The sequence below is a fragment of the uncultured Allobosea sp. genome, from assembly GCF_945957345.1.
Classification (GTDB): Bacteria; Pseudomonadota; Alphaproteobacteria; order Rhizobiales; family Beijerinckiaceae; genus Allobosea.
Genome location: NZ_CAMFKW010000020.1, coordinates 61,465 through 83,884, shown reverse-complemented (window position 1 = coordinate 83,884; position 22,420 = coordinate 61,465). Strand labels below are relative to the sequence as shown.

Here is a 22,420-nt window from a genome sequence, read left to right as displayed (position 1 = left end):
AGAACCTCCGTTCCTGAGACGCCGAAACAGTCTCAAATCATCTGACGACGGACAGCCGCCGACAAGGCGGTCTCGATCGAGTACGAGCGCAAGCGCCCGGAGGCGCAGCGCTACGCGCCCTGGCAGGAGCGCATCGTTACCCAGCTCCATGTCGCGCTCGACCTGCTCGATGCGGCGGCGAAGGAAGGCGAGTTGACGGCCGGGCCTGAATTGCTGCCGAGCGATATCGCCGCCGCCATCGCCTGGGGCTTCTGCCGCTTCGTGATCCCGGAATTCGTGCCGGAGGAGCGCTGGCCGGCCCTGGCCGAGCAAGCGCGCGCTTGCGAAGCCCTCGACCTGTTCAAGGCCTGGCCGATCGACCGGGAGTAACTGTCAGTTCTGGACGAAATTCGTCGGCAGAGGACGAACGGCCGGGCCGGTGAAGGTGCCGGGCTTGGCGTCGACCGGTTCGGCATGGCTGAAGCCCAGCGCCGCAGCCGGGCTCGGGCCGGCGATCGGCGCGCCTGACGGACCGGCTGCCTTGGCACGCGCCGTTGCGACATTGACCGGCTTGCCGGGCGTGCTGCCGGTGCGCGAGACGGTTGCGAACAGGGAGTTCAGGCCGCCGCGATCCATCTCGGCGGTGTCCTCGGGTTCTTCCGGAATCGGGACGGAGCGTTGGGTCGCCGTGGCGAAGCTGACGCCGCCCTCACGCGGCCGCACCGGCGGCAGGGAGGCGGTGACGAGGCGCCCGTCGGCCGCCTGGGCGAGCGGCGTTTCGGGAGTGCCCGTGCCGCGCAGCGAGGCGATGGCCGCATCGGCGAGGGCGGTCGGCCGGATCGGCGGCAGCGGGGCATTGGTGGGCTGGCCGGCGACCACGATTTCGCTCGGGCTCGCGACCTCGCCGGGGCGGCGCGGCGGCAGCGAGGCGAGGACGAGCTTTTGGTCCGGCTGCGGAGCGAAGGCGAGGGCGCCACCGGCTGAAGGCAGGGCTGCGACCTGTACGGGCGCGCCGTCGTCGGCAGGCATCGACAGGCCGCGGGGCCGTGCCAGCGGCAAGGGCACGTCGACGAGCAACGGGCGCGTGTCCCTGGCGATCTGCGGGGGCGGAGCTATAGGCGTCGGCGCTGCGGCAGCAGGTGTCGGCGCGGGCGCTGCTTCGGTGGCTGGTTGCGGCGCGAGACGCTGCGAGCGCTCGCGTGTGATCGCGCTCGTGCTGGATTCCTGGATGGGCTGGATCAGGAAGCGGCCATCGTCGTTGCTGTTGCTGCCCGTATAGCCGGTGTTGGGAGCGGCATAGGCCATGACGGTGGGCTGCTGGCGAGGAGCACCGCGCCGCGCCGTCGGCCGGGCATCGGCTTCCTCGTCGTCGCCGCCGAACAACGTCGCCCACAGGCTCTTGCGGCCGGAGGAGGCGACGGCGCCCTCATCGGCATCGGCCACGGCATAGCCGGCGACAGAGCCGCCGCCGGAGAGGATTTCGGCACGGGCGAGGTCATAGCCGGCGAGGGGCTGGCCATCGGCCGGGATATGCACGGTCTTCTGGTCCGGGAACAGCCGGACGAGCTGGTCGCGCGTCATGCGCGGCCAGGAGCGGACCGAGCCGACATCGAGATGGACGAAGGGGGTATGCGCGTTCGGATAGAAGCCGACGCCGCCGCGCTGGAGTCGCATGCCGACCTCGCGGATGCGGGCGGTCGGCACGTCAGGCAGATAGAAATCCATCGCCTTCCCGAGCATGTGCTGGCTGTGCTTGGCGACGGCGCGCGAGCGGCGGCGCAGCATCGCGTTGGTGCCGGGCGCGCGATAGGAGGAGACGACGTGGAAGGGCTGCTCGGAGCCGAGCTGGCGCTGGACCTCCCAGATCACGTCGAAGAGCCGCGGGTCCATGCGGGTCGGCTCATCGGTGCGCCAGTCGCGCAGGGCCCAGTTCAGTTTTTCCAGCGCTGCCGAATTATAGCGGCCGTCACGCTTGAAGGTAACGGTCGTCTCTTCCTTCGTGTGCATGTGCCGGATGGTTATGGTGCGGGTATCACCATTGGCGGCGGCATCCTGCGTGCCGCGGATGCCGACCAGCGAGGCGACAAGGGCCAGGCCGAGCACCAGCGCCTGTCGCGCGGTCGGCTTCGAGCCGGACGGCGCGCATCCTGCAAGCGTGGCGGTAATCCTGCCCAATCTGTCTGACCCGTCTCGGTGCTCCCGCCGAAGCGGTGCGATAAACGTGAACGAACAGTTGCGGAGAAGCGTTAACGTCTCGTTAGCGAGCCGGCAATCGCCGCGCCGAGAAATTCCTGCGGAAGGTGGCTAAAGTGGGATCATGGCGAAAAGGTGCCCATAGGTGAGGGCACCTTTTCCTTGGAATCCTCAGCCGCCCTGCTGCTCGAGCGCCTGCCGGACCAGCCTGTGGAAACCATAGACGTCGTCGAAGCGGGTGATATGGCCGTCCTCGCCGACGACGATGGTGTTGTAGACGAGGTGGATCGGCAGGGGCTGCGGCAGGTTGATGCGGCGCTCGCCCGAGCCGATCAGGCGCTTCAGGCGCTCATGCGTCCATTCCGGGCCGAGCACCTGGTCGGCGAGCGCGAAGGGGTTCTCGACGCGGACGCAGCCATGGCTGAGCGCGCGCCTCTCCCCCGCGAACAGGCGGCGATTCGGGGTGTCGTGCAGATAGACCGCATGCTCGTTCGGGAACATGAACTTGATCCAGCCGAGCGCATTGCGCTCGCCCGGCGGCTGCCGCACCGAGATGCCGCCGCTCTTGGTGCGGGTCACGACATAGCCGCGCTTGGCGGCATAGTTCGGATCGGCGGCGAGGCCCGGCAGGAATTCCTTCTTCAGGATCGAGGGCGGTACATACCAGGACGGGTTGACGATGACGTGGTCCATCTTGTGCGAGAAGATGGGCGTCGCCGATTCCGGCTTGCCGATGATGGCGCGGGTCTCGTGCACGACCTTGCCGGAGCGGATGACGCGGACCCGCATCTCCGGGATATTGGCGATGATGTGGTCGGTGCCGAGATCGGGCGGCAACCAGCGCCAGCGCTCCATCTGCGCGATGATGTCTTCCTCGCCGCGCGCGCTCGCCGGCTTGCCGAGCGCGGCCAGCGTCCGCTCGCTCAGGATGCCGTTGGCGGGGAGGCCAGCCTTCTTCTGGAAATCGGCCAAAGCCAGCGCGGTCGAGCGGTCGAAGACCGGCTCCTCGATCGGGCCGAGGCCGAGGCGCGCCCGCACCAGCGGCACGCGCTCGTCGCGCATGCCGAGCTTGAGCGGCGGGCCGGCGGGGATGCGCACCAGCGGGGTATCGTCGAGATGCTCGCGCATCTCCGCGAGCTTGGCCTTGAGGCGGCGATAGCCCTCATGCGGCGGGTTGTAGGCGGCGAGCACCGCGCCGGCGTCGGCCGCGCCAGCCATTTCCGAGAGCACCTCGGTCGCGGAAGGCAGGTAGAGCGTCGGCGTGATCAGCTTCGAGAGCTGGCGCGGGTTGAGGCGGCCGCCGCGGGCGTCGCGGGCATAGAGCACGGCGATGGCCGAGAGGCGGATATCGGCCTCGGCGAGCTTGGCCTTGTCGCTCGCCTCGAACACGGGCAGCGCATAGTCGTTCGGGCGCAGGCCATCCTCGCTCGCGCGGCTGAGTTGCGTCGCAATGCGCTTGCCGGCCTCGTTCCAGCCCTTGGCGCCGACCCAGAAGGGACGGTTCTCATTGGCTTGATAGGCTGCGATGATCTCGCTGCGCTCGCGCTCGCCGAGGCGGCGGACCGTCAAGGCTTCAGGCAGCGCGGCGGCGATGGCGGCGGAGAATTCGGAGCCCGGCGGCAGCGCGATGACGACCTTCGGCACCTCCGGCAGCGGCACCAGCGGCTCGACCGCGCGCAACGGCCCGGGCTGGGGGGCGGCCTCGGCCGGCTCCGGCGGTTTGACGACGGGCGTCAGGGCCGGGTCTGCCGCCGGCATCTCGATGGCGGGGATGTTGAGCGTGACCGGTTCCTCGGTCACGTCGAGCGGCGCGGCGGCATCCTGCTTCGCCGGGTCCAGCGGGCGGCTTCCGGTCGTGACGGTGCCGGTGACGATCTCCGCGTCGGCGGAGTGTTCCGGCGCGGCTGCTGCCTGCGCTGGGGCGGCCGCAGGCGCTGCGTCTGAAAGCTTGAGCTCCGGCTGCTCCGGCAGCGGAATGCCGAGCGTCGCATCGGTATTGAGAGGGGTCTCGGCGCGGAGCGGGAGGCATCCCAGAATGATGGCCAAGGCGGATGCCGAGGTCAGTTTCGCCCAATGGCGAGGACGCATGGTCGCTATCCCGATTGCTGCCGAACTCCGCCATTCCTGCGTGACTCGGCTGGTTGAAACAAGATGCGGCGGTGCAACAGACCACCGCATTCGGTTAGTTGCAGGTCATGCCGCGTCGGTTTCGTCGCCGTTCGATTCGCTCTCGATCAACCCGTAATCTTTGAGCTTGCGGTAGAGCGTCGAGCGACCGATTCCGAGCTTGCGCGAGACCTCGGACATGTGGCCGCGGTAATGCGCCAGAGCGAAGGTGATGATCTCGCGTTCGAGGTCGTCGAGCTTGCGCATGTCGGAGCCGGTGACGAGGTCGAGTGCGTTGGGGTCCCGCACCGGCATCTGGATGATGCGCGGCGGCGGCTCGCCTTGCGCCTCGGACCGGGCGAGCGGCGCGGGGGCGGGCGGAATCCGGATCTCGTAACCGTCCATCTGCGCGGCGATCTGCGGGAATTCGGAGACGTCGAGCTCAGGCCCGTCGGCCAGCACGACCGCGCGGAATACGGCGTTTTCGAGCTGGCGGACATTGCCCGGCCAATCGTAGCCAGTGATCAGGGCAGCAGCCTCGGCCGTAAGCCCCGAGAGCTTGCGGCCCTCCTCGGCGGCGAAGCGGGCGAGGAAGCCGCGGGCGAGATCGGCGATGTCCTCGCGGCGCTGGCGCAAAGGCGGCAGCGTGATCGGGAAGACGTTGAGGCGGTAATACAGGTCCTCGCGGAATTCGCCGCGCTTCACCTGGTCGAGCAGACTCTTGTTGGTGGCTGAGATCAAGCGGATGTCGACGCGCACCGATTTCTTGCCGCCGACGGGGTCGACCTCGCCCTCCTGGATGGCGCGCAGCAATTTGACCTGGGCATCGAGCGGCAATTCGCCGACCTCGTCGAGGAAGAGCGTGCCGCCATTGGCCTCGACGAACTTGCCGAGATGGCGCTCGGTCGCGCCGGTGAAGGCGCCCTTCTCATGGCCGAACAGAATGGATTCGACGAGGTTATGCGGGATCGCACCGCAGTTCACCGTGACGAAAGGCTTGCCCTTGCGGTCGCTGGAGCCCTGGATGGCGCGGGCCAGCACCTCCTTGCCGACGCCGGATTCGCCTTCGATCAGAATCGGGATGTTCGATTTCGCCGCGCGCTCGGCCAGGCGGACGACGCGGGCCATGTCCGGGCTCTTGGTCGCGAGGTCGCGGAAGCCCAGCGTGTTGGAGGCGCGGCGCTTGATATGGCGCAGCTCGTGCTCGAGTGCGCCGAGCTTAAGCGCGTTTCGCAGCGAGACCTGCAGGCGCTCGGCGCCGACGGGCTTGACCACGAAATCGACCGCGCCCGCCCGCATGGCGGAAACGACGGTCTCGATCGACCCGTTCGCAGTCTGGACGATGACGGGGATCTCGATGCCGCGCTCCCGAAGGGCCGCCAGCACGCCCATGCCGTCGAGGCCGGGCATGTTGAGGTCGAGCACGATGGCGCTGAAGCGCTCGCCCTCGGGCAGCCCGAGCAGGGCAAGCGCCGTCTCGCCGTTCTCGGCGCTCGCCACATCGTAGCCGAAACGCTTCAGCATCGCGTCGAGCAGGCGGCGCTGGACGGGATCGTCATCGACGATGAGGACGGTATCGGTCATGGCACCTCGAAAGCCCGTGCAGCATGAAAGAAATCTTGGCCGCAGGCGGAATCATCTGTTCCGTTCTGGGGCATGGTCGGCCAGAAGGGTTAAGCGGGGTTTAAGCCGCGGCCGTTGATCGCTTGGCCCGTGCCGGCCTAAGGATGAGGCTCGTTTCAGTGCGCAGAGGTATCGAGCGAATGGGTTTTCATGACACCGTCCTGCGTTCCGCCACCAAGGCGGGGGCGGCAAAATCGGTCCAGACCACCGGCGAATTGCCGGAATGGGACCTGACCCATCTCTATCCCGGCATCGAATCGCCGGAGTTCAAGGGCGATCTGGAGCGCGGCCTTGCCGAGGCGCAGGCGCTGGCCGGCCGCTATCGCGGCAAGCTTGCCGATCTCGCCGCCGCGCCGGACGGCAGCGCGACGCTTGCTGCCGCAGTGAAGAGCTATGAAAGCCTCAGTGATCTGCTCGGCCGGATCGGCGCCTATGCCGGCCTGGTCTATTCCGGCGACACCACCGATCCGCAGCGCGCCAAGTTCTATGGCGACACCCAAGACAAGTTGAACGCCGCGATCACCGAGCTCCTGTTCTTCGAGCTCGAGCTGAACCGGATCGAGCCCGCCTTGCTGGCGAAGGTCGCGGCCCAGGCGCCGCTCTCCCATTGGAAGCCATGGCTGGAGGATCTCGCCAAGGACAAGCCGCACCAGCTCGACGACCGGATCGAGGCTTTGTTCCACGAGAAGTCGATGACGGGCGCGGCCGCCTGGAACCGACTCTTCGACGAGACCATCGCCTCGCTGCGCTTCACCGTCGAGGGCGAGGAGCTGACGCTCGAACTCACGCTCAACAAGCTGCAGGACAGCGATGGCGAGGTCCGGCGCAAGGCGGCCGAGGCGCTGAGCACGGTGTTCCGCAAGGAACTCCGCATCTTCGCGCTGATCACCAATACGCTGGCCAAGGACAAGGAAATCTCCGACCGCTGGCGGAAATTCGAGGATGTCGCGGATTCCCGTCACCTCGCCAACCGGGTCGAGCGCGAGGTCGTGGACGCTCTCGTCGCGGCCGTTCGCGAAGCCTATCCGCGCCTATCGCACCGCTATTATCGCCTGAAGGCGAAGTGGTTCGGCCGCGAGGAGCTGGACTTCTGGGACCGCAACGCGCCGCTGCCGCAGGTCGAGCAGCGCACGATTCCCTGGACCGAGGCGCGCGAGACCGTGCTCTCCGCCTATGGCGCTTTCTCGCCGGAGATGGCGGCGATCGCCAAGCGTTTCTTCGACGAGCGCTGGATCGACGCGCCGCCGCGCCCCGGCAAGGCGCCGGGCGCGTTTGCGCATCCGACCGTGCCATCCGCGCATCCGTATGTGCTGCTGAACTACCAAGGCAAACCGCGCGACGTGATGACGCTCGCGCATGAGCTCGGCCATGGCGTGCATCAGGTGCTGGCGGCGCCGAACGGAGCTCTGATGGCGCCGACGCCGCTGACGCTGGCCGAGACGGCGAGCGTCTTCGGTGAGATGCTGACCTTCCGCAAGCTGCTCGATTCGACCAACGACAAGAAGCAGCGCAAGGCGATGCTGGCGGCCAAGGTCGAGGACATGATCAACACGGTCGTGCGCCAGATCGCCTTCTACACTTTCGAGCGCAAGGTCCATGAAGCGCGTCGCGAAGGCGAGCTGACACCGGAAGCGCTCTGCGAGATCTGGATGAGCGTCCAGGAAGAGAGCCTCGGTCCGGCGATCCGGCTGTCGGCGGGATATGAGCCCTATTGGTGCTACATCCCGCACTTCATCCATTCGCCCTTCTACGTCTATGCCTATGCCTTCGGAGATTGCCTGGTGAATTCGCTCTACGGCGTTTACCAGAACGCCGCCGAAGGCTTCCAGGAACGCTATTTCGCGCTGCTCTCGGCCGGCGGCAGCAAGCCCTATTCCGAGCTGCTCGCGCCCTTCGGGCTCGATGCGAAGGACCCTGGTTTCTGGCAGATCGGCCTTCGGATGATCGAGGGTATGATCATCGAGCTCGAAGGGATGGAGTGAGGCTGGATCGTCATGGTCGGGCTTGTCCCGACCATCCACGTCTTTCTTCGGCGCGTGCAGTGTTCAAGCCGTGGATGCTCGCCACAAGGGCGAGCATGACGGTGGGGATCAGAACTGCACCCTCAAGCCCACCAGCGAGACATTCGCGGTGTAGTCGGAGCCCTGCGCCGTCGAGTTCAGGCGCTCATGGGTGAAGCTCGCGCGGATGGCGAAGGTACGCGTCAGCTTGTATTCGAGCCGCGCGCCGACATTCATGCTGTCTTCGCGCAGGCCCTGCCCGTCGTATTCGGTCCGGGTGAAATTGGTGAAGCCAGTGACGGTGAGGTTGCGGCGCAGCGCATGCGCCACTTCCAGTGTGACACGCCGTGCGGTCGTGCCCGAGGAGCCGGGGATGGTGGTGTCGCCGAGTTCGGCGCCGCCGCGCAGCGTCACCGTCGTCAGCGGGGTCGGGGACCACAGGATCGCGGCGTCGCCGACGAAGCCGCGCAGGTTCTTCAGGCGCGTGTCTTCGTATTTCCGGTCCTGATAGCCGCCGGAGATTTCGCCGGTGAGCTGTCGGCTGATCTCGAAACTCGTGCCGATGCGCCCGGTCATGCCGTTCGAAGAGCGCATATAGCCGTTGGAATCGGCCTTCTCGTCGAATTCGCGCTGGTCGATCTCGGCCTGGACGAAGGGCTTGAATCCGGGCGTGACCTCATAGGAGGCGCGCAGGCGCAACCCGTATTGCGTCTGGTTGCGATCCTTCTGCGAGAGCAGCGCGCCGCTGGTCAGATGCGCATCCTCGTAGTCGCTGCGATCGACCGAGCCGCGCAGCGTCAATTGCAGACGGTTGATGTCGTGGGTGATGCCGGCCGAGCCGCCATATTGGTAGGTCTGCGGGCGGCCGGTCACGGCGGAGGTCAAGTCAGGCGAGCCCGGGCGCTGCGTGTCGAGCTTGGCGCGCGATTCCAGGAGGATGCGCGTATCGCGGCTCATATCGAGCCGCAGGTCGAGATTGCCGTCCGCATCCGGGCGTGAGGCTTCCTTGTTCCGGAAGTATTGGAGATAGCCGCCGCGCAATTGGCCTTTGAGCTCGTGGACGTTCCAGTCGGACTGGATAGCCACCTCGCCCTCGTAACGGCTATAGGGAGAGCCCTTGGCGCCCGTTGCTGTCGTGCGTTGCGGATTGGTGTCGTAGCCGATCGAGTTGGTGATCGCCGGGCGCAACGTGATCGAGCCGAGCCGGATGCCGAGCGGAGCATAGGGGTCTTCATCGACCGCAGGCCGCTTCCGCCGCGGCGGGGGCGGGGCGGGTGGAGGGGGCATGACCGTGACTGCCGGCGGCTCCATCCGGACCGGGCGCTGGGTGACGCCGCGCAGCGCCGGGGCTTGCACGGGCTTGCTGGCGCGCGGCGGCTGCCGCCCGGAGATGGAGGAGCTTTGCCGCAGGGCCGGGCTGGCAGCATCTCCGGTATCGGGTCCGGGCGCGGCCTGAGTCGGATCGGGCTGCGGGGGCGCGGGCTGCTGTGCGACATAAGTCGGCGTGCCCGTCCTGAGATTGCCGCGCGGCATCTGCTGCGCCTGCGCCGTTGCGCAGGCGAGCGCCAGCCCGGCCAGGGCCGTGCTGGACAGAAGCAGGGTCGTCGCGCGGCCGGACACGGGCGTCGCAGGGCTCCAGATAACGGGCGCGCGGAGGGCGCGCATGGTTAATGGAGTTAGAACGAACAGGGTTAAGGAGGCGTCAACGCGGGGCGTACCTGTGGCAGGCGGTGGAAATGATCGCGGGCGCCGTGCTACAGCGCCGGCCATGATAGCCGATATTCGCGACTCCGCTCTCCGCACCATCGCCACCGAACGCGCCGGGCTCGACGCGCTCCACGCCGCGCTTGCGAACGGGCTGGGCGGGCCTTTTGCCGAGGCTATCGCGATGATCCGGGCGTCGAGCGGGCGCGTGATCGTCTCGGGCATGGGCAAGTCCGGCCATGTCGGGCGCAAGCTGACGGCGACGCTGGCCTCGACCGGCACGCCCGCGCATTTCGTCCATCCGGCCGAGGCGAGCCATGGCGATCTCGGCATGGTTCAGCCTGAAGATGTCGTGATCGCGCTGTCCTGGTCCGGAGAAGCCGTCGAGCTTGCCGCGCTCGTCGGCTACACGCGCCGCTTCCGTGTCGGGCTGATCGCGATCACAGCCAATGCCGAGAGCACGCTGGGCAAGGAGGCGGATATCGCGCTCGTTCTGCCCAAGGCGACGGAAGCCTGCCCGAACGGGCTCGCGCCGACGACCTCGACGACGATGCAGATGGCGCTCGGCGATGCTCTGGCGGTGGCTTTGCTGGAGGCGCGCGGGTTCTCGCGGCAGGATTTCTTCGTCTACCACCCCGGCGGCAAGCTCGGCGCGCAGCTCAAGACGGTCGAGAGCATCATGCATCGGGGCACCGAATTGCCGCTGATCGGCCTCGACACGCTGCTGCCGGACGTTATCGCGATGATCTCCGACAAGGGCTTCGGCTGCGCCGTGGTGATGGACCTCGACGGCAAGCTCGCGGGCGTGGTCACCGATGGCGACCTGCGTCGCAAGGCTGCGATGGGTGGTGGCGCCTCGCTCCGGGCGCGCGACATCATGACCGCGAATCCGCGCCGGATCGGCCTCGACACACTGGCCGTAGAGGCGCTGGAACTGGTCAACCGCAGCCGGATCACCGCGCTGATCGTGGTGGATGCGGAAGATCGCCCGGCCGGGCTGGTGCATGTCCATGACCTGCTGGCGATGGGTGTGGCCTGATCGCGCTTGCAAACAGATCGCGTGTGACTATCTGAAGCTATAGGAACTATAGCTTCTTGAGGTGACGCGATGACCGCTGCCGGTAAGCTCGAACGCGTGATGCCGATCGGCGCATTGGCCGATCGCACCGGGGTCAAGGTCGAGACCATCCGCTATTACGAGCAGGTCGGGCTTCTGCCGCCGCCGGAGCGCTCCGAGGGCAATCAACGCCGCTACGGTCGGCGCCACGCCGAGCGGCTCGCCTTCATCAAGCATGCGCGCGATCTGGGCTTCGCGGTCGAGAATATCCGCACGCTGCTGAAACTCTCCGACACGCCCGGCATGGCCTGCGACCAGGCGCACGCGATCTCGGTCGCGCATCTCGATGAAGTCCGCGACAAGATCGCGAAACTGCGCTCGCTGGAGAAGGAGTTGGAGCGGATCGCGACGACCTGCTCGGGCGGCGTCGCGGCCTGCGATTGCGCGATCATCGAGGCTCTCGCCGATCATGGGCAGTGCGACCACGCCCATCATTGAAGCATGGGCGCGGGCCCGAGTTCTGCCTTGCCTCTCGTCTCCGGGACGAAAAGGCTTAAATAGGATTCCTGCCGGGCGGCTCTAGGCTGCCTCGCCACGTCAATACGGGAGGGCGCGATGACGATAGGGCCCATGCCGCCAGGGGACGGCCTCCGAAAAGGGAACAAAACCCGATTCTGCTGGAGTCAGCGATTCGGCCCCGCTTCGTTCCAGACTCGTTCTTGTTGGGTCTCCGCCTGAGACCTGCATAAGCTCCGTCCACGCTCCCGCCCGCATGGGCGGGCGAGAAGATCGGCTCCTGCGCCTTGCTTCCTTTCCGTTCGCTGCCGCCCGCCGCCCGCGCCAATGGCGTTACAGCCGTGCTGGGCCCGACCAATACCGGCAAGACCCATCTCGCCATCGAGCGCATGATCGCCCATCCCACCGGGATGATCGGCCTGCCGCTCCGTCTCTTGGCACGCGAGGTCTACCAACGCGTCGTCGACAAGGTCGGCCCCGAAGCCGTCGCCCTCGTCACCGGCGAGGAAAAGATCAAGCCGCAGCGGCCGCGCTTCTGGGTCTGCACGGTCGAGGCGATGCCGCGCGATCTCGCCGTCGATTTCGTCGCGATTGACGAGATTCAGCTCGCCTCCGATCTCGACCGCGGCCATGTCTTCACCGACCGCCTGTTGAACCGGCGCGGCCGGGCCGAGACCATGCTGATCGGCGCGGGGACGATGAAGCCGCTGATCGAGCAGCTCATTCCCGGCGTCAACGTCGTGACGCGCCCGCGCCTGTCGCAGCTTACTTTCGCCGGCGATCGCAAGATCACGCGGCTGGCGCCGCGTTCCGCCATCGTCGCCTTCTCGGTCGAGGAGGTCTATGCCATCGCCGAACTGATCCGCCGGCAGAAGGGCGGGGCGGCCGTGGTGCTCGGCGCGCTCTCGCCCAGGACCCGCAACGCCCAGGTCGAGATCTACCAGTCCGGCGATGTCGATTATCTCGTCGCCACCGACGCGATCGGCATGGGGCTCAATCTCGACGTCAACCATATCGCTTTCGCCGCGGACAAGAAATTCGACGGACACCACTATCGCAAGCTCAATCCGGCCGAGTTCGGCCAGATCGCCGGGCGCGCGGGGCGGCATCTGCGCGACGGTACCTTCGGCACCAGCGGGCGTTGCCCGCCATTCGATGCGGAATTGGTCGAGGCGATCGAGAATCACCGCTTCGAGCCGATCCGCCAGATGCAGTGGCGCAATTCCGATCTCGACCTGCGCTCGGTCGGTGGCCTGCTCGACACGCTGAACATGCAACCCTCTGAGCAAGGACTGACGCGCGCGCTGATTGCCGAGGACATGACGACGCTGGAAGTGCTGGCGCGGGACCCGGATATCGCGAAGCTCGCGCAGGGCCGCGCAGCGGTCGAGCGGCTCTGGGAGGTCTGCGGACTACCGGATTATCGCAAGATATCCCCGATGCAGCACGCCGATCTCGCGACGACGCTGTATCTGCGATTGATGCGCCACGGCCGGCTCGACAGCGACTGGTATGCGGGGCAGCTCGCTGCGCTCGACCGCACGGATGGGGAGATCGACACGCTCTCGGCGCGGATCGCGCAGGTCCGGACCTGGACCTATGTCGCGAACCGTCCCGACTGGTTGCCTGATCCAGAGCATTGGCAGGGCATGGCTCGTCTTGTAGAGGACAAGCTGTCGGATGCTCTGCATGAGCGCCTGACCCATAGATTTGTCGATCGGCGCACCAGCGTGTTGATGCGCCGCTTGCGGGAGAATGCGATGTTGGAGGCTGAGGTCACCGCGACGGGCGACGTGCTCGTCGAGGGCCAGCATGTGGGGATGCTGCAGGGCTTCCGCTTCACGGCGGATCCGAAGGCCGGCGGTTCCGAGGTCAAGGCGCTGAACCTGGCGGCGATGAAGGCGCTCGGCTCCGAGATCGAGGCCCGGGCGGCGCGCGTCGTGCTGGCGGGCGACGATGCCTTCGTGCTGTCGCATGACGGGCTGGTGCGTTGGACCGGCGAGCCGGTGGCGCGCCTGACGGCCGGCGAAAAGGTTCTGGAACCGCGCTTGCGCCTGCTGGTGGAAGAGCATCTCAATGGCCCCGCGCGCGAGCAGGTCGAGACCCGGCTCAATCTCTGGCTGAAGAATCACATCACCCGCCTGCTCGGCGCCGTGCAGATCCTGGAAGCGGCCGAGAACGTTACCGGCATCGCCCGCGGCATCGCCTATCAGGCGGCCGAGGCACTCGGCGTGCTCGAACGCGCCAAGGTCGGCGAGGAAATGAAGGCGCTCGACCAGGAAGGCCGCGCGGCTTTGCGCCAGCTCGGCATCCGCTTCGGCGCTTTCCACATCTATATGCCGGCGCTGCTGAAGCCGGCGCCGCGCGCGCTTGCCGCTCAGCTCTGGGCGCTGAAGCATGGCGGACCGGAGACGGCCGGGCTCGACGACATCGCCCATCTTGCGGCTTCGGGCCGGACCTCCTTCCCGGTCGACAAGGCCGTGCCGAAGGGACTCTACCGCGCCGCCGGGTACCGCGTCTGCGGCGAGCGGGCGGTGCGCGTCGACATCCTCGAGCGTCTGGCCGACCTCATCCGCCCGGCGATCGCCTATCGCCCCGGCGTCACGCAAGGCACGCCGCCGGCAGGGAGCGCCGATCAGGACGGCTTCGTCGCCACGGGCGCGATGACCTCGCTCGTCGGCTGCGCGGGCGAGGATTTCGCCTCGATCCTGCGTTCGCTTGGCTATGTCTCGGTCAAGCGTCCGGGGCCGGCTATCACCGTGCCGCTGGCGCCGCCTCCGGCCGCGACCGAGCCGGCCCAGCCTGTGGTGGCGGGCGAAGCGGAAGCCGCTCCGGCCGAGGGCGAAGCCGTTGAAGTCACTGCCGAGGCGGAAGGTCCGAGCGAGCCGGTGGCCGCGCTGAACGAGGACGGGCTTGCCGAGGGCGAAACCTCTGCCGTCGAGGCGCCGGCGGTCGAGACGGCGGACACGCCGATCCTGACCGAGGCGGAGCTGGACGCGGTCCGTGAGCCGGTGCCGGCCGATGCGATGGCCGCGCTGCCGGCTGCTACGACGGAAGAGACGGTGTCTGCCGAAGCCTTTGCTGAAGAAGCTCCGGTTGCCGAGGCCGCGCCTGCCGAGCCCGAATTGATCGAGGTCTGGCGGCCGCATCGTCATCAGGGCGGACGCCGTCCCGAGCATGGCAATCCGCGTGGCCGCCGCGAAGGTGGCGAGCGTCGTGAGGGTGGCGAGCGACGTGGCGGCGACCGTCCGCAGCGCGATGGTCGTCCCGGTGGTCCGCGTCGCGACGGTCGCCCTGACAACCGGCCGGCGGCTGCCGCTGGCGAGGGCGCTCCGGCGCAGCGCCAGGAGCGCAACGACGCGCGCGCCCGTCAGGACGAGCGTCCGCGTCGTGACGACCGGCCGCAGCGGCAGGATCGTCCCGAGGGCAATCGCGGTCCGCGTCCCGATTTCAAGCGCGACGGCCGTCCCGGCGGCCCGCGCCGGGAGGAGCGGGGTGGGGCCGAGCGCTTCCAGCAGGCACCGCGTCCGCGCCCGGCCAATCGCGAGCCGGATCCGGATTCGCCCTTCGCCAAGCTCGCGGCCCTCAAGGCCCAGCTCGAAGGCAGCAAAAACTAAGAGCGGGGAGGCGCGCGCGATTTGCAGGACGGTCGTCAGCGCCTCGACAAATGGCTCTGGTTCGCGCGCTTCGCTCGCAACCGCCCGGCGGCTGTGCGTCTGGTGGAGGACGGGCATGTCCGGATCGAGGGGCGTCGCTGCGACAACCCGGCGCAAGGCATCAAGGTCGGGGCGGTGCTGACGCTGGCTTTACCGCACGCGACGGTCGTGGCCAGGGTCCTCGGCTTCGCCGAGCGACGCGGGTCCTTCACGGTTGCCCAGCAGCTCTATGAGCGCCTCGACGGCGGCAGCGGCGATGCGTCGCTTGCGGCGGCGGAAGACGAGGACTAAATCCGCGCCTTGCCTGTGGCTGGTGCTGAAATCGGGTCGGGGGAGGTAAATCTTCCCTGCAGCGCCGCCGCAATGACGAATCGTTCTGCAAGAGATCACGAAAACGACCTTGAAACCTGCGCCGGGCAAGGGTTTATGGGGCTGTTTAGAAGCGTTGGAAGGGCCGACCCATCATGACCTATGTGGTCACCGAGAACTGCATCAAGTGCAAGTACATGGATTGCGTCGAGGTGTGCCCGGTCGACTGCTTCTATGAAGGCGAGAACATGCTCGTCATTCATCCCGACGAGTGCATCGATTGTGGCGTCTGCGAGCCGGAATGCCCGGCCGAGGCGATCAAGCCGGATACCGAGCCCGGTCTCGAAAGCTGGCTGCAGCTCAACGGCAAGTTTGCGGCGAGCTGGCCCAATATCACGCAGAAGAAGGACCCGCCGGCCGACGCCAAGGCGTTCGACGGCGTCGCCGGGAAGCTGGACATGCTGTCGCCGGAGCCCGGCGAAGGCGACTGATCTGACGGGATTTCTCCCGTCGCGCTGCGTTAACCACGACCTTGCCATGCTGCCGCAGAGGAGCGCCGCCCGGCGTTTACCTTTGATTCGGCGTGTTTTTTGTGTTACAAGCCAGCCCTAGTCGAAGTCGTTCCGCATGCCCCTGCGAGGTTCCTGCAATTCGGGGCGCCCCCAGAGAACACAGGTGATGAAAGAGCCGGCTTCGGCGCCGGGGCTTTGGTCGTCGTTCTCGTCAGGGCCCAATGAAACAATCGACTAGGGAGCGTGAAGCGGTGCGTTTTCACAGCGTCGCATCAGGCGGAAAGTCCCCTGCCAGCCGGCCGGGGGCTGAATCATCACGTGCTCGCGTCGAGCGGGCCGGTCAGGAGTCGTAACGGCATGTCCACTGCGAAGAAAGCTGTTGTGCGCCAGGGTTTCAAGACGGGCGAGTACGTCGTCTATCCGTCCCATGGTGTCGGTCAGATCACGGCGATCGAAGAGCAGGAAGTCGCGGGTTTCAAGCTGGAATTGTTCGTCGTCAGCTTTGCCAAGGACAAGATGACGCTGCGTGTCCCGACCGCCAAGGCCGCCAGCGTCGGCCTGCGCAAGCTCGCCGATGCCGATGCCGTTGCCAAGGCTTTGACCACGCTCACCGGCCGCGCCCGCGTCAAGCGCACCATGTGGTCGCGCCGCGCGCAGGAATACGAAGCGAAGATCAATTCGGGCGATCTCGTCGCCATCGCCGAAGTGGTGCGCGACCTCTACCGGTCCGAGGCTCAGCCCGAGCAATCCTATTCCGAGCGCCAGCTCTATGAGGCGGCTCTCGACCGCATGACCCGCGAGATCGCTGTCGTCGACGACGTCACCGAGACCGAGGCGCTCAAGAAGATCGAGGGCCAGCTCGCCAAGTCGCCGCGCCGCGCCAGCAAGACCGAGGCCGAAGCCGAGGCGGAGCTGGAAGGCGACAACGACGATCTGGCGGAAGAGGCCGCCTGAGCGGCTCCTGCCTCATTGTTTCGAGAAACCCGGCGGGCGACCGCCGGGTTTTTTGTTGCCCGAGCTGAGGATGACTACGCCGTCCCGGTCCCGGCCTTCAGAAAAGCCACCGTCCTGGCCCAGGCCTGTTTGGCTGTCGCGGCGTTGTAGCGCTCGGCGCTGGTGTCGTTCATGAAGGCGTGGTCGACATCGGGATAGACGATCGCCTCGTATTGGACGCCGGCGGCCTTCAGTGCCCTCTCGTAGTCGGGCAGCATCTGGACGAGACGGGTGTCGCGCCCGGCCTGCTGGATCAGCAGGCGAGCCTTGATCTGCGGCACCTTCGCGAGATCCGGAGGGCGGCCGTAGAAGACGACGCCTGCCGCCAGCTCGGGCGCGGAGACGGCGAGATCGTTGACCGAGCCGCCGCCCCAGCAGAAGCCGACAGCGCCGGTCTTGCCATTCGCATCAGGTCGCGAGGCCAGGTATTTAAGCGCCGCGCGGCCCTGGGTCACGACACTCTCGACGGAAAGCTGCGGGAAGAGGGCGCGAGCGGCGTCCGGATCCGCAGGCGTGCCGCCGAGCGGGGTCAGGAAGTCGAGGCCAAGCGCCGTGAAGCCCTCCAGCGCCATGCGGCGGGTAATATCCTCGATATGCGGATTGAGGCCCCGGTTCTCGTGGATCACGAGCACGCCGCCGCGCTTGGCCTGAGCCTTCGGCGTGACGAGATAGCCTTTCAGCGCGACGCCATCGACGGTCTGGTCGAGCCGGCTCGCGGTGATGCGGGCATCGTCGGGCGCGACCTGCTGGGCTTTGGCATAATTGGGTTCGAGCAGCGCGAGCGCGGCTTCTGCCGCAGCCGTGGTGCCGACGATGGCGAGCAGCCGGTTCATGAAGACGCGGCGGTCGAGCGGCTTATGCGTGTACTCGTCGTAGAGTTCGACGATCCGGCGATCGAGCGCCATCCTTTCCTCCCTTGAACGTGGCCTTGCGCGGATCATAGCGTCCGGTGCGGGCGATGCAGGATGGCTCCGGCGGGTCTCGCGGCCTTGTGAAGGCGGGCCTTATTCGGCGACGACCTTGTAGCGCTGGCCGGGCGTCAGCGCGGCATTGCGGTCGAGCCCGTTGAGGAGCTGGAAGAGCTCGCCAGGCCGATCCTGCTCCGGCATGCGCTCGGCCATGCTGGCGATGGTGTCGCCGGCTTCGGCCGCGACCAGACGGATCTGCATCGGGCGGACGGCCTGCGCCTCCACCGGCGTCATCACGCGGAAGCTATCGGCGATGGCGCGCATCTGCCGCTCCGGGTCGCTGCCGCCGCGGGCCGCCAGGATGAAGCGGTAGACCCGGTCGCCGATCTGCACGGCGGCGAGGCTGAAGGTCCAGTCGGTGCCGCGGCCATGGGCGCGTACGGCCGGCTGGCCGCCCATTTCGGTCTTCTCGATGCCGGTGGTCTCGACGCCATCGATCCAGCCGGCGGCGACATAGGATTCCAGCGTCTGCCCGCTCTTCAGCGTCACGGAATCGAAGCGCAGGGCCTGCGCGCCATTGGTGCTGACGCCGATGACCATGTCCTGCGCCGCTTCCAGGCTGAAGCCGTCTGGCGCACTGAAGGCGATGCGCAGCGCACTGTTGAGATAGCGCCGGCCCCTGACCACGCCATCGCGAGGATCGTCGCCATAGGCGAGCCCTTCGATCGCGTTGAGCCAGCGCCCGGCGTCGTGCTCACCGATGCCGGGCGCGCCGATCTGGCGGGCGGCAGCAGTGACCGCAGCGATGCGCTCCGGCGTCTGCGGGTGGCTTGAGAGGATGTCGAGCCGCTTGTCGTCGGCACTCTGGTTCTGGCCGCTGGCGCGGAAAGCGGTATTGCGGCCGAGCGTGGCGAGGAAGCGGCTGGCGCCGTAAGGGTCGTAGCCGGCCCGGGCGATGTTGCGGACGCTGATCTGGTCGGCCGTCAATTCCTGCTGGCGCGAGAACTTCGCCAGCGAGAGCTTAGAGCCTGCGCGCACGGCCGCGCTGCGGGTCGGATCGTTCAGGACCTGCGAGACGACCTGGCTGACCAGGGCGGATTCCGCCTCCTTCTCGGCTCGCTCGACGGCGTGCTGCGCCGTGACATGGGCAATCTCATGCGCCAGCACCGAAGCGATCTCGGACGTGTCGTTGGCGAGGGCCAGCAGGCCGCGCGTGACATAAAGCCGGCCGTTGGGCAGGGCGAAGGCGTTCACCACCGGCGAGTTCAGGATGGTGATCTCGTAATGGCCGATCTGGCCCTCGCCCGCCTTGGCCAGCCGCTGGACGACCTCGTCGAGCGCGGCGCGGGCGCGCGGAGCGCGGTACTCGCCGCCGAAGGCGGTCAGCAGGCGCTGATGCTCCTGATCGGAGGCGCGCTGAACCGTGTTGATGCGCGGCGCGATCTCGCCTTCGGAGCTGTTGCTCGCCTGGAGGATCGGGCTCTGGTCGCCGAGGCAGCCGACCAGCAGCAAGCCGGGCAGCACGATGGCTGCCAGCCGCTTCGAAGGTCGCGAAAGCGATGCTCGCAAGAGCTCCAGCATGTCCTCAGTCGATCAGTTCCAGCGCCGTACGGGATGCGACCTCCAGCAGGAGGCCGTCGCGCCCGGACAGGACACCATAGGCGCGCAGCCGTTTACCGCCGAGATGGCTCGCGGTCCAGCCGGCGCTCTTCAGTTCGCGCCAGAGGCTGCGCGACAGGACGATCGAGGCAGCCTCCTTGGGACGGCGGGAGAAATTCAGATAGGTCCGCTGGGAGCGCTCGCCGACCGAGGCGATCCGGCCTTCCAGCATGACGTAACGCCCCTCCTGCGCCTTTACAGCGGCGAGATCATGGCCATCGACGGCCGTCAGTGGCGAAACTTGCGTCGCAGATGTTACCGTTTTCTGAACGGCGGGCGTCTGGGGCGTTTTGCAAGGGGAAGAGCCCGGTTCGGGGAGAGGCAGGGCCGCGCCCTGCTGCAGCAGCATTTCCGCAAGATCCCGCATCGGGCCGCCGGGCGCGGCGGAAGGCATCGATAGTCGCGCAGGCAAGCGGCCCCAACGATCGACCTCGCCGAGAATGCTGAGGCCGAGCGGTTGCCCGACGAAACCGCGCAGGCCGGCATCGAAGCGCGAGACTTCCTCGAGGCTCTGGCGCGGCGCAAGGCCGATGAGCCGCAATCTGCGGCCGTCACTGAGGAGCGGGTCTCCGGCTGGATCGAGACCGGTCAATTGCACCGTCGCGGCGGCATCGTCGGGCGTGCAGCCGGATGCGGCCCGCGCCGACGCTGCGGCGAAGGCGGAGAATATGACGATGACAAGAAGGGACTTCACCCGCATCGCGATTATGCTACACGGAGTTTCGTGTCTCCCGGTAGCTCAGCAGGATAGAGCAACGGTTTCCTAAACCGTAGGTCAGGGGTTCGAATCCCTTCCGGGAGGCCATTTCGCCTTCGTCGTGGCGATCGCCATGCGGCGCGTCCTGAAATCGATGGCCACCAGCGCGTCCGATGCTCTAAGCACGGAGCATGGAGACCGTCTCGCCTCACGAACTCTTCACCCATGTCCGCATCGTCCTGGGCATGGTCGTCGGCCTGGGCATCACGCGAATGCTGGCAGGTATTGCCGGTTTCATCCAGCATCCCGGCCGCCACCGCGTCTCGCTGCTGCATATGCTCTGGGTCGGTTCGATCCTGCTCGAGCTCGTGCTGTTCTGGTGGTGGGAATTCGGGCTGTCGCGCATCCCGGTCTGGAGCTTCGGCGTCTATCTCTTCCTGATCGGCTATGCCGTCGTGCTCTACCTGATCTCGGCGCTGCTCTTCCCGGACAATATCGCGGAATATGCCGGCTATGAGGATTTCTTCATCCGGCGGCGGCGCTGGTTCTTTGGCTTGCTGGCGGCGGCCTTTCTGCTGGATATCGTCGACACGCTGATCAAGGGCACCGAGCACTGGACCCAGCTGAGCGGCGACTATCTCGTGCAGGTCCCGATCGGGCTGGCACTGTGCCTGATCGCCTATGTCTCGGCGCGACGCTGGGTGCATATCTCGCTCGCCAGCGTGCATCTCCTCTATCAGTTCTACTGGATCGGCCGCGTCGTCTACACGATGGGCTGAGGCACTCAGCCCTTCCTGACGGCTCCGGCCGCGAAGGGCGCGAAATAGCCCACCACCTGCCGGTAGACATCCCGCTTGAAGGGAATGATCAGGTCCGGCGTCTCGTCGAGCCGCGCCCAGCGCCAGGCATCGAACTCGGCCTTGTGGCCGCCGGCGGGGTTGAGGATATCGATCTCGTCCTCGGAGCCGGTCAGGCGGAAGGCGAACCATCTTTGCGCCTGGCCGCGCCAGCGGCCCTTCCAGGCCTCCTTGCCGATATCGACGGGCAGGTCGTAGGAGAGCCAGCCCGGCGCCTCGGCGAGAAGCTCGACCGATGTCACGCTGGTTTCCTCGGCAAGCTCGCGGTGCGCGGCTTCCAATGGGGTTTCGCCCGCGTCGATGCCGCCTTGCGGCATCTGCCAGGCATGGCCGGGCGCAACGTGCTCGCGCTTGGTCTTGTCGGCGCGGCGGCCAACGAAGACGAGGCCCTCGGCATTGAATAGGGCCAGGCCCACGCAGGGGCGATAGCCTTCGGGAGCCTTGTCGGTCATTGCAGCGATCCCGTGGACTTGATCGATCCGGTGCTCTTGGGCGAGCGGAAACTACGGGCGGCACTCACCGGCACGATCACGATCTTCTTGGCGTCCAGCGACTGAGCCCAGCGGTTGATGCGTTCGATCGAGACCGGCAGGGCGCTGGCGGCCGCGATGGCGATACCTTGTTCGCGGGCGATATTTTCAAGCGCTGCCAGCTCCTTGTCGATCGCGTCGGCGCGCGTGACGCCGTCGATGACGCGGTCGATCTTCAGGGCGGGGATACGGGCGCGATCCGCCGCACCGGCAAGCAGGCTGCGTGGGGAGGAGCCGTCATCGATGACCATCAGGCCGCGGCCGGCTAGCTCGCGCAGAACCGGGGAGAGGGCGCTCTCGTCGGCGGTGAAGCGACCGCCGAGGAAATTGACGATGCCGACATAGCCGGTGAAACGGCCGAGTGCCCAATGCAGCTTGTCGATATTGTCGGGCGCCTTCGGGCCGGTCAGCAACGTGTGCGGGCCGGGGTCGTTGTCGGGATAGTCGAAGGGCTCCATCGGCAATTGGAGAAAGACCTCGTGGCCTTCGTTGCGGGCGCGCTGGACGGTGCGCTCGAGCTCGGTGCCGTAGGGCGCGAAGGCGAGCGAGACCGGCGCGGGCAATTTCGCGATCGCGTCCGCCGTGCCATTCTGGCTGATGCCGAGGCCGCCGACGAGCAGTGCGATGCGGCCCGCCGGCTTTGCCGAGGGCTCGGTGCCGAGCGGGCGGGCATAGATCTTGGCCGGGGTCGCGCCGTCGGGGCCGGTCTTTGGCAACAGCCCGTAGCGCGAGCGCTCGACGAGGCGATTATCGGGCGCCGTCGCCAGCTTGATGGTGCGGGCCTCGTCGGGAATGGTGATGATGATCGCTTCCGGCGCGTCCTCGCCGGCGCGTGTCACGGTCACGCCTGCGCTGTTCTCGAGCTGGGCGGCGCTGGCGGGGCCGTGCGGCGTGGCTGCAGCCGGATCGGCAGTGGTGGACGCGGAGGGGACGGGAGCAGCGCGCTTCTCGATCGAGGCCACGGCCATCGGTTCGCCGCCATCGGGATCGCGATGCAAGGCAACCGTCAGCACCAGGCCGAGGAGGGCAGCGCCGACGCAGCCGGCAGCCGCCGTCGCAAGCCAGCGTCCCCAGGGCCTACCAGAGGCCGGCGGGCGATCCTGGCCGAGCGGTCGATTGAG

18 protein-coding genes and 1 tRNA gene are annotated in these 22,420 nt (G+C 67.3%); 10 read left to right on the top strand and 9 right to left on the bottom strand.

Translation table 11 applies throughout. The annotated features are described in order from the left end of the window. Positions 1-192: 192 nt before the first annotated feature. Entirely contained in the window at positions 193-369 is a 177-nt protein-coding gene (locus Q0Q36_RS12115) for a hypothetical protein (RefSeq protein ID WP_293798431.1), read from the top strand. A gap of 3 nt (positions 370-372) precedes the next feature. Here the strand turns inward: Q0Q36_RS12115 and Q0Q36_RS12110 are convergent, their stop codons facing one another. The 3 genes from Q0Q36_RS12110 to Q0Q36_RS12100 form a co-directional block, all read right to left on the bottom strand. Beyond that, positions 373-2,154 carry a DUF882 domain-containing protein gene (locus Q0Q36_RS12110; protein WP_293798430.1) on the bottom strand — a complete coding sequence of 594 codons (1,782 nt, stop codon included), beginning with the start codon at positions 2,152-2,154 and terminating at the stop codon, positions 373-375. Positions 2,155-2,343: 189 nt separating this feature from the next. Then, entirely contained in the window at positions 2,344-4,260 is a 1,917-nt protein-coding gene (locus Q0Q36_RS12105; RefSeq protein ID WP_293798429.1) for a L,D-transpeptidase family protein, read from the bottom strand. Between the two features lie 105 nt (positions 4,261-4,365). After that, complete coding sequence (locus tag Q0Q36_RS12100) at positions 4,366-5,862, bottom strand: sigma-54 dependent transcriptional regulator (protein ID WP_293798428.1); 1,497 nt, start codon at positions 5,860-5,862, stop codon at positions 4,366-4,368. Positions 5,863-6,041: 179 nt separating this feature from the next. Here Q0Q36_RS12100 and Q0Q36_RS12095 point away from each other — a divergent pair, with 179 nt between their 5' ends. Next, positions 6,042-7,883 (top strand): M3 family oligoendopeptidase, encoded by a 1,842-nt coding sequence (locus tag Q0Q36_RS12095; protein WP_293798427.1) that lies wholly within the window; start codon positions 6,042-6,044, stop codon positions 7,881-7,883. Between the two features lie 108 nt (positions 7,884-7,991). Here the strand turns inward: Q0Q36_RS12095 and Q0Q36_RS12090 are convergent, their stop codons facing one another. Beyond that, positions 7,992-9,521, bottom strand: a complete 1,530-nt coding sequence (locus tag Q0Q36_RS12090; protein ID WP_293798426.1) for an outer membrane beta-barrel protein — start codon at positions 9,519-9,521, stop codon at positions 7,992-7,994. Between the two features lie 148 nt (positions 9,522-9,669). Here Q0Q36_RS12090 and Q0Q36_RS12085 point away from each other — a divergent pair, with 148 nt between their 5' ends. From Q0Q36_RS12085 to Q0Q36_RS12060, 6 genes are all read left to right on the top strand, one after another. Then, entirely contained in the window at positions 9,670-10,644 is a 975-nt protein-coding gene (locus tag Q0Q36_RS12085) for a KpsF/GutQ family sugar-phosphate isomerase (RefSeq protein WP_293798425.1), read from the top strand. A gap of 69 nt (positions 10,645-10,713) precedes the next feature. Then, complete coding sequence (locus tag Q0Q36_RS12080; protein ID WP_293798424.1) at positions 10,714-11,160, top strand: helix-turn-helix domain-containing protein; 447 nt, start codon at positions 10,714-10,716, stop codon at positions 11,158-11,160. 305 nt (positions 11,161-11,465) lie between these two features. Next, on the top strand, positions 11,466-14,795 hold the full coding sequence (locus Q0Q36_RS12075; RefSeq protein WP_293798423.1) for a helicase-related protein: 3,330 nt from the start codon (positions 11,466-11,468) through the stop codon (positions 14,793-14,795). A gap of 21 nt (positions 14,796-14,816) precedes the next feature. After that, positions 14,817-15,125 carry a S4 domain-containing protein gene (locus Q0Q36_RS12070; protein WP_265056526.1) on the top strand — a complete coding sequence of 103 codons (309 nt, stop codon included), beginning with the start codon at positions 14,817-14,819 and terminating at the stop codon, positions 15,123-15,125. A gap of 173 nt (positions 15,126-15,298) precedes the next feature. Continuing rightward, entirely contained in the window at positions 15,299-15,634 is a 336-nt protein-coding gene (fdxA, locus tag Q0Q36_RS12065) for a ferredoxin FdxA (protein WP_293798422.1), read from the top strand. 378 nt (positions 15,635-16,012) lie between these two features. Further along, positions 16,013-16,609, top strand: coding sequence for a CarD family transcriptional regulator (locus Q0Q36_RS12060; RefSeq protein WP_293798421.1), 597 nt, complete (start codon positions 16,013-16,015; stop codon positions 16,607-16,609). Between the two features lie 74 nt (positions 16,610-16,683). Here the strand turns inward: Q0Q36_RS12060 and Q0Q36_RS12055 are convergent, their stop codons facing one another. The 3 genes from Q0Q36_RS12055 to Q0Q36_RS12045 form a co-directional block, all read right to left on the bottom strand. Further along, complete coding sequence (locus tag Q0Q36_RS12055) at positions 16,684-17,553, bottom strand: dienelactone hydrolase family protein (RefSeq protein WP_293798419.1); 870 nt, start codon at positions 17,551-17,553, stop codon at positions 16,684-16,686. A gap of 99 nt (positions 17,554-17,652) precedes the next feature. Beyond that, positions 17,653-19,137 carry a M48 family metalloprotease gene (locus Q0Q36_RS12050; protein WP_293798418.1) on the bottom strand — a complete coding sequence of 495 codons (1,485 nt, stop codon included), beginning with the start codon at positions 19,135-19,137 and terminating at the stop codon, positions 17,653-17,655. A 4-nt stretch (positions 19,138-19,141) separates the two neighbouring features. Beyond that, positions 19,142-19,909: a hypothetical protein gene (locus tag Q0Q36_RS12045; protein ID WP_293798416.1), complete on the bottom strand. Its 768-nt coding sequence runs from the start codon at positions 19,907-19,909 to the stop codon at positions 19,142-19,144. A gap of 34 nt (positions 19,910-19,943) precedes the next feature. Here Q0Q36_RS12045 and Q0Q36_RS12040 point away from each other — a divergent pair. Both Q0Q36_RS12040 and Q0Q36_RS12035 read left to right on the top strand, forming a co-directional pair. Beyond that, positions 19,944-20,020: transfer RNA gene (locus tag Q0Q36_RS12040), tRNA-Arg, on the top strand. 83 nt (positions 20,021-20,103) lie between these two features. Further along, positions 20,104-20,691 (top strand): hypothetical protein, encoded by a 588-nt coding sequence (locus Q0Q36_RS12035; RefSeq protein WP_293798415.1) that lies wholly within the window; start codon positions 20,104-20,106, stop codon positions 20,689-20,691. 5 nt (positions 20,692-20,696) lie between these two features. Here Q0Q36_RS12035 and Q0Q36_RS12030 read toward each other — a convergent pair whose 3' ends face one another. Both Q0Q36_RS12030 and Q0Q36_RS12025 read right to left on the bottom strand, forming a co-directional pair. Next, positions 20,697-21,221: an RNA pyrophosphohydrolase gene (locus tag Q0Q36_RS12030; protein WP_293798414.1), complete on the bottom strand. Its 525-nt coding sequence runs from the start codon at positions 21,219-21,221 to the stop codon at positions 20,697-20,699. Continuing rightward, positions 21,218-22,267 carry a divergent polysaccharide deacetylase family protein gene (locus tag Q0Q36_RS12025; RefSeq protein ID WP_293798413.1) on the bottom strand — a complete coding sequence of 350 codons (1,050 nt, stop codon included), beginning with the start codon at positions 22,265-22,267 and terminating at the stop codon, positions 21,218-21,220. Before Q0Q36_RS12025 ends, Q0Q36_RS12030 begins: the two co-directional genes overlap by 4 nt. Positions 22,268-22,420 lie beyond the last annotated feature (153 nt).

Coding starts and splice junctions, on each gene's coding strand:
- Q0Q36_RS12105 (WP_293798429.1), bottom strand. CDS start 4,260: ATGCGTCCTCGCCATTGGGCGAAACTGACCTCGGCATCCGCCTTGGCC.
- Q0Q36_RS12100 (WP_293798428.1), bottom strand. CDS start 5,862: ATGACCGATACCGTCCTCATCGTCGATGACGATCCCGTCCAGCGCCGC.
- Q0Q36_RS12095 (WP_293798427.1), top strand. CDS start 6,042: ATGGGTTTTCATGACACCGTCCTGCGTTCCGCCACCAAGGCGGGGGCG.
- Q0Q36_RS12085 (WP_293798425.1), top strand. CDS start 9,670: ATGATAGCCGATATTCGCGACTCCGCTCTCCGCACCATCGCCACCGAA.
- Q0Q36_RS12080 (WP_293798424.1), top strand. CDS start 10,714: ATGACCGCTGCCGGTAAGCTCGAACGCGTGATGCCGATCGGCGCATTG.
- fdxA (WP_293798422.1), top strand. CDS start 15,299: ATGACCTATGTGGTCACCGAGAACTGCATCAAGTGCAAGTACATGGAT.
- Q0Q36_RS12060 (WP_293798421.1), top strand. CDS start 16,013: ATGTCCACTGCGAAGAAAGCTGTTGTGCGCCAGGGTTTCAAGACGGGC.
- Q0Q36_RS12055 (WP_293798419.1), bottom strand. CDS start 17,553: ATGGCGCTCGATCGCCGGATCGTCGAACTCTACGACGAGTACACGCAT.
- Q0Q36_RS12050 (WP_293798418.1), bottom strand. CDS start 19,137: ATGCTGGAGCTCTTGCGAGCATCGCTTTCGCGACCTTCGAAGCGGCTG.
- Q0Q36_RS12035 (WP_293798415.1), top strand. CDS start 20,104: ATGGAGACCGTCTCGCCTCACGAACTCTTCACCCATGTCCGCATCGTC.
- Q0Q36_RS12030 (WP_293798414.1), bottom strand. CDS start 21,221: ATGACCGACAAGGCTCCCGAAGGCTATCGCCCCTGCGTGGGCCTGGCC.
- Q0Q36_RS12025 (WP_293798413.1), bottom strand. CDS start 22,267: ATGGCCGTGGCCTCGATCGAGAAGCGCGCTGCTCCCGTCCCCTCCGCG.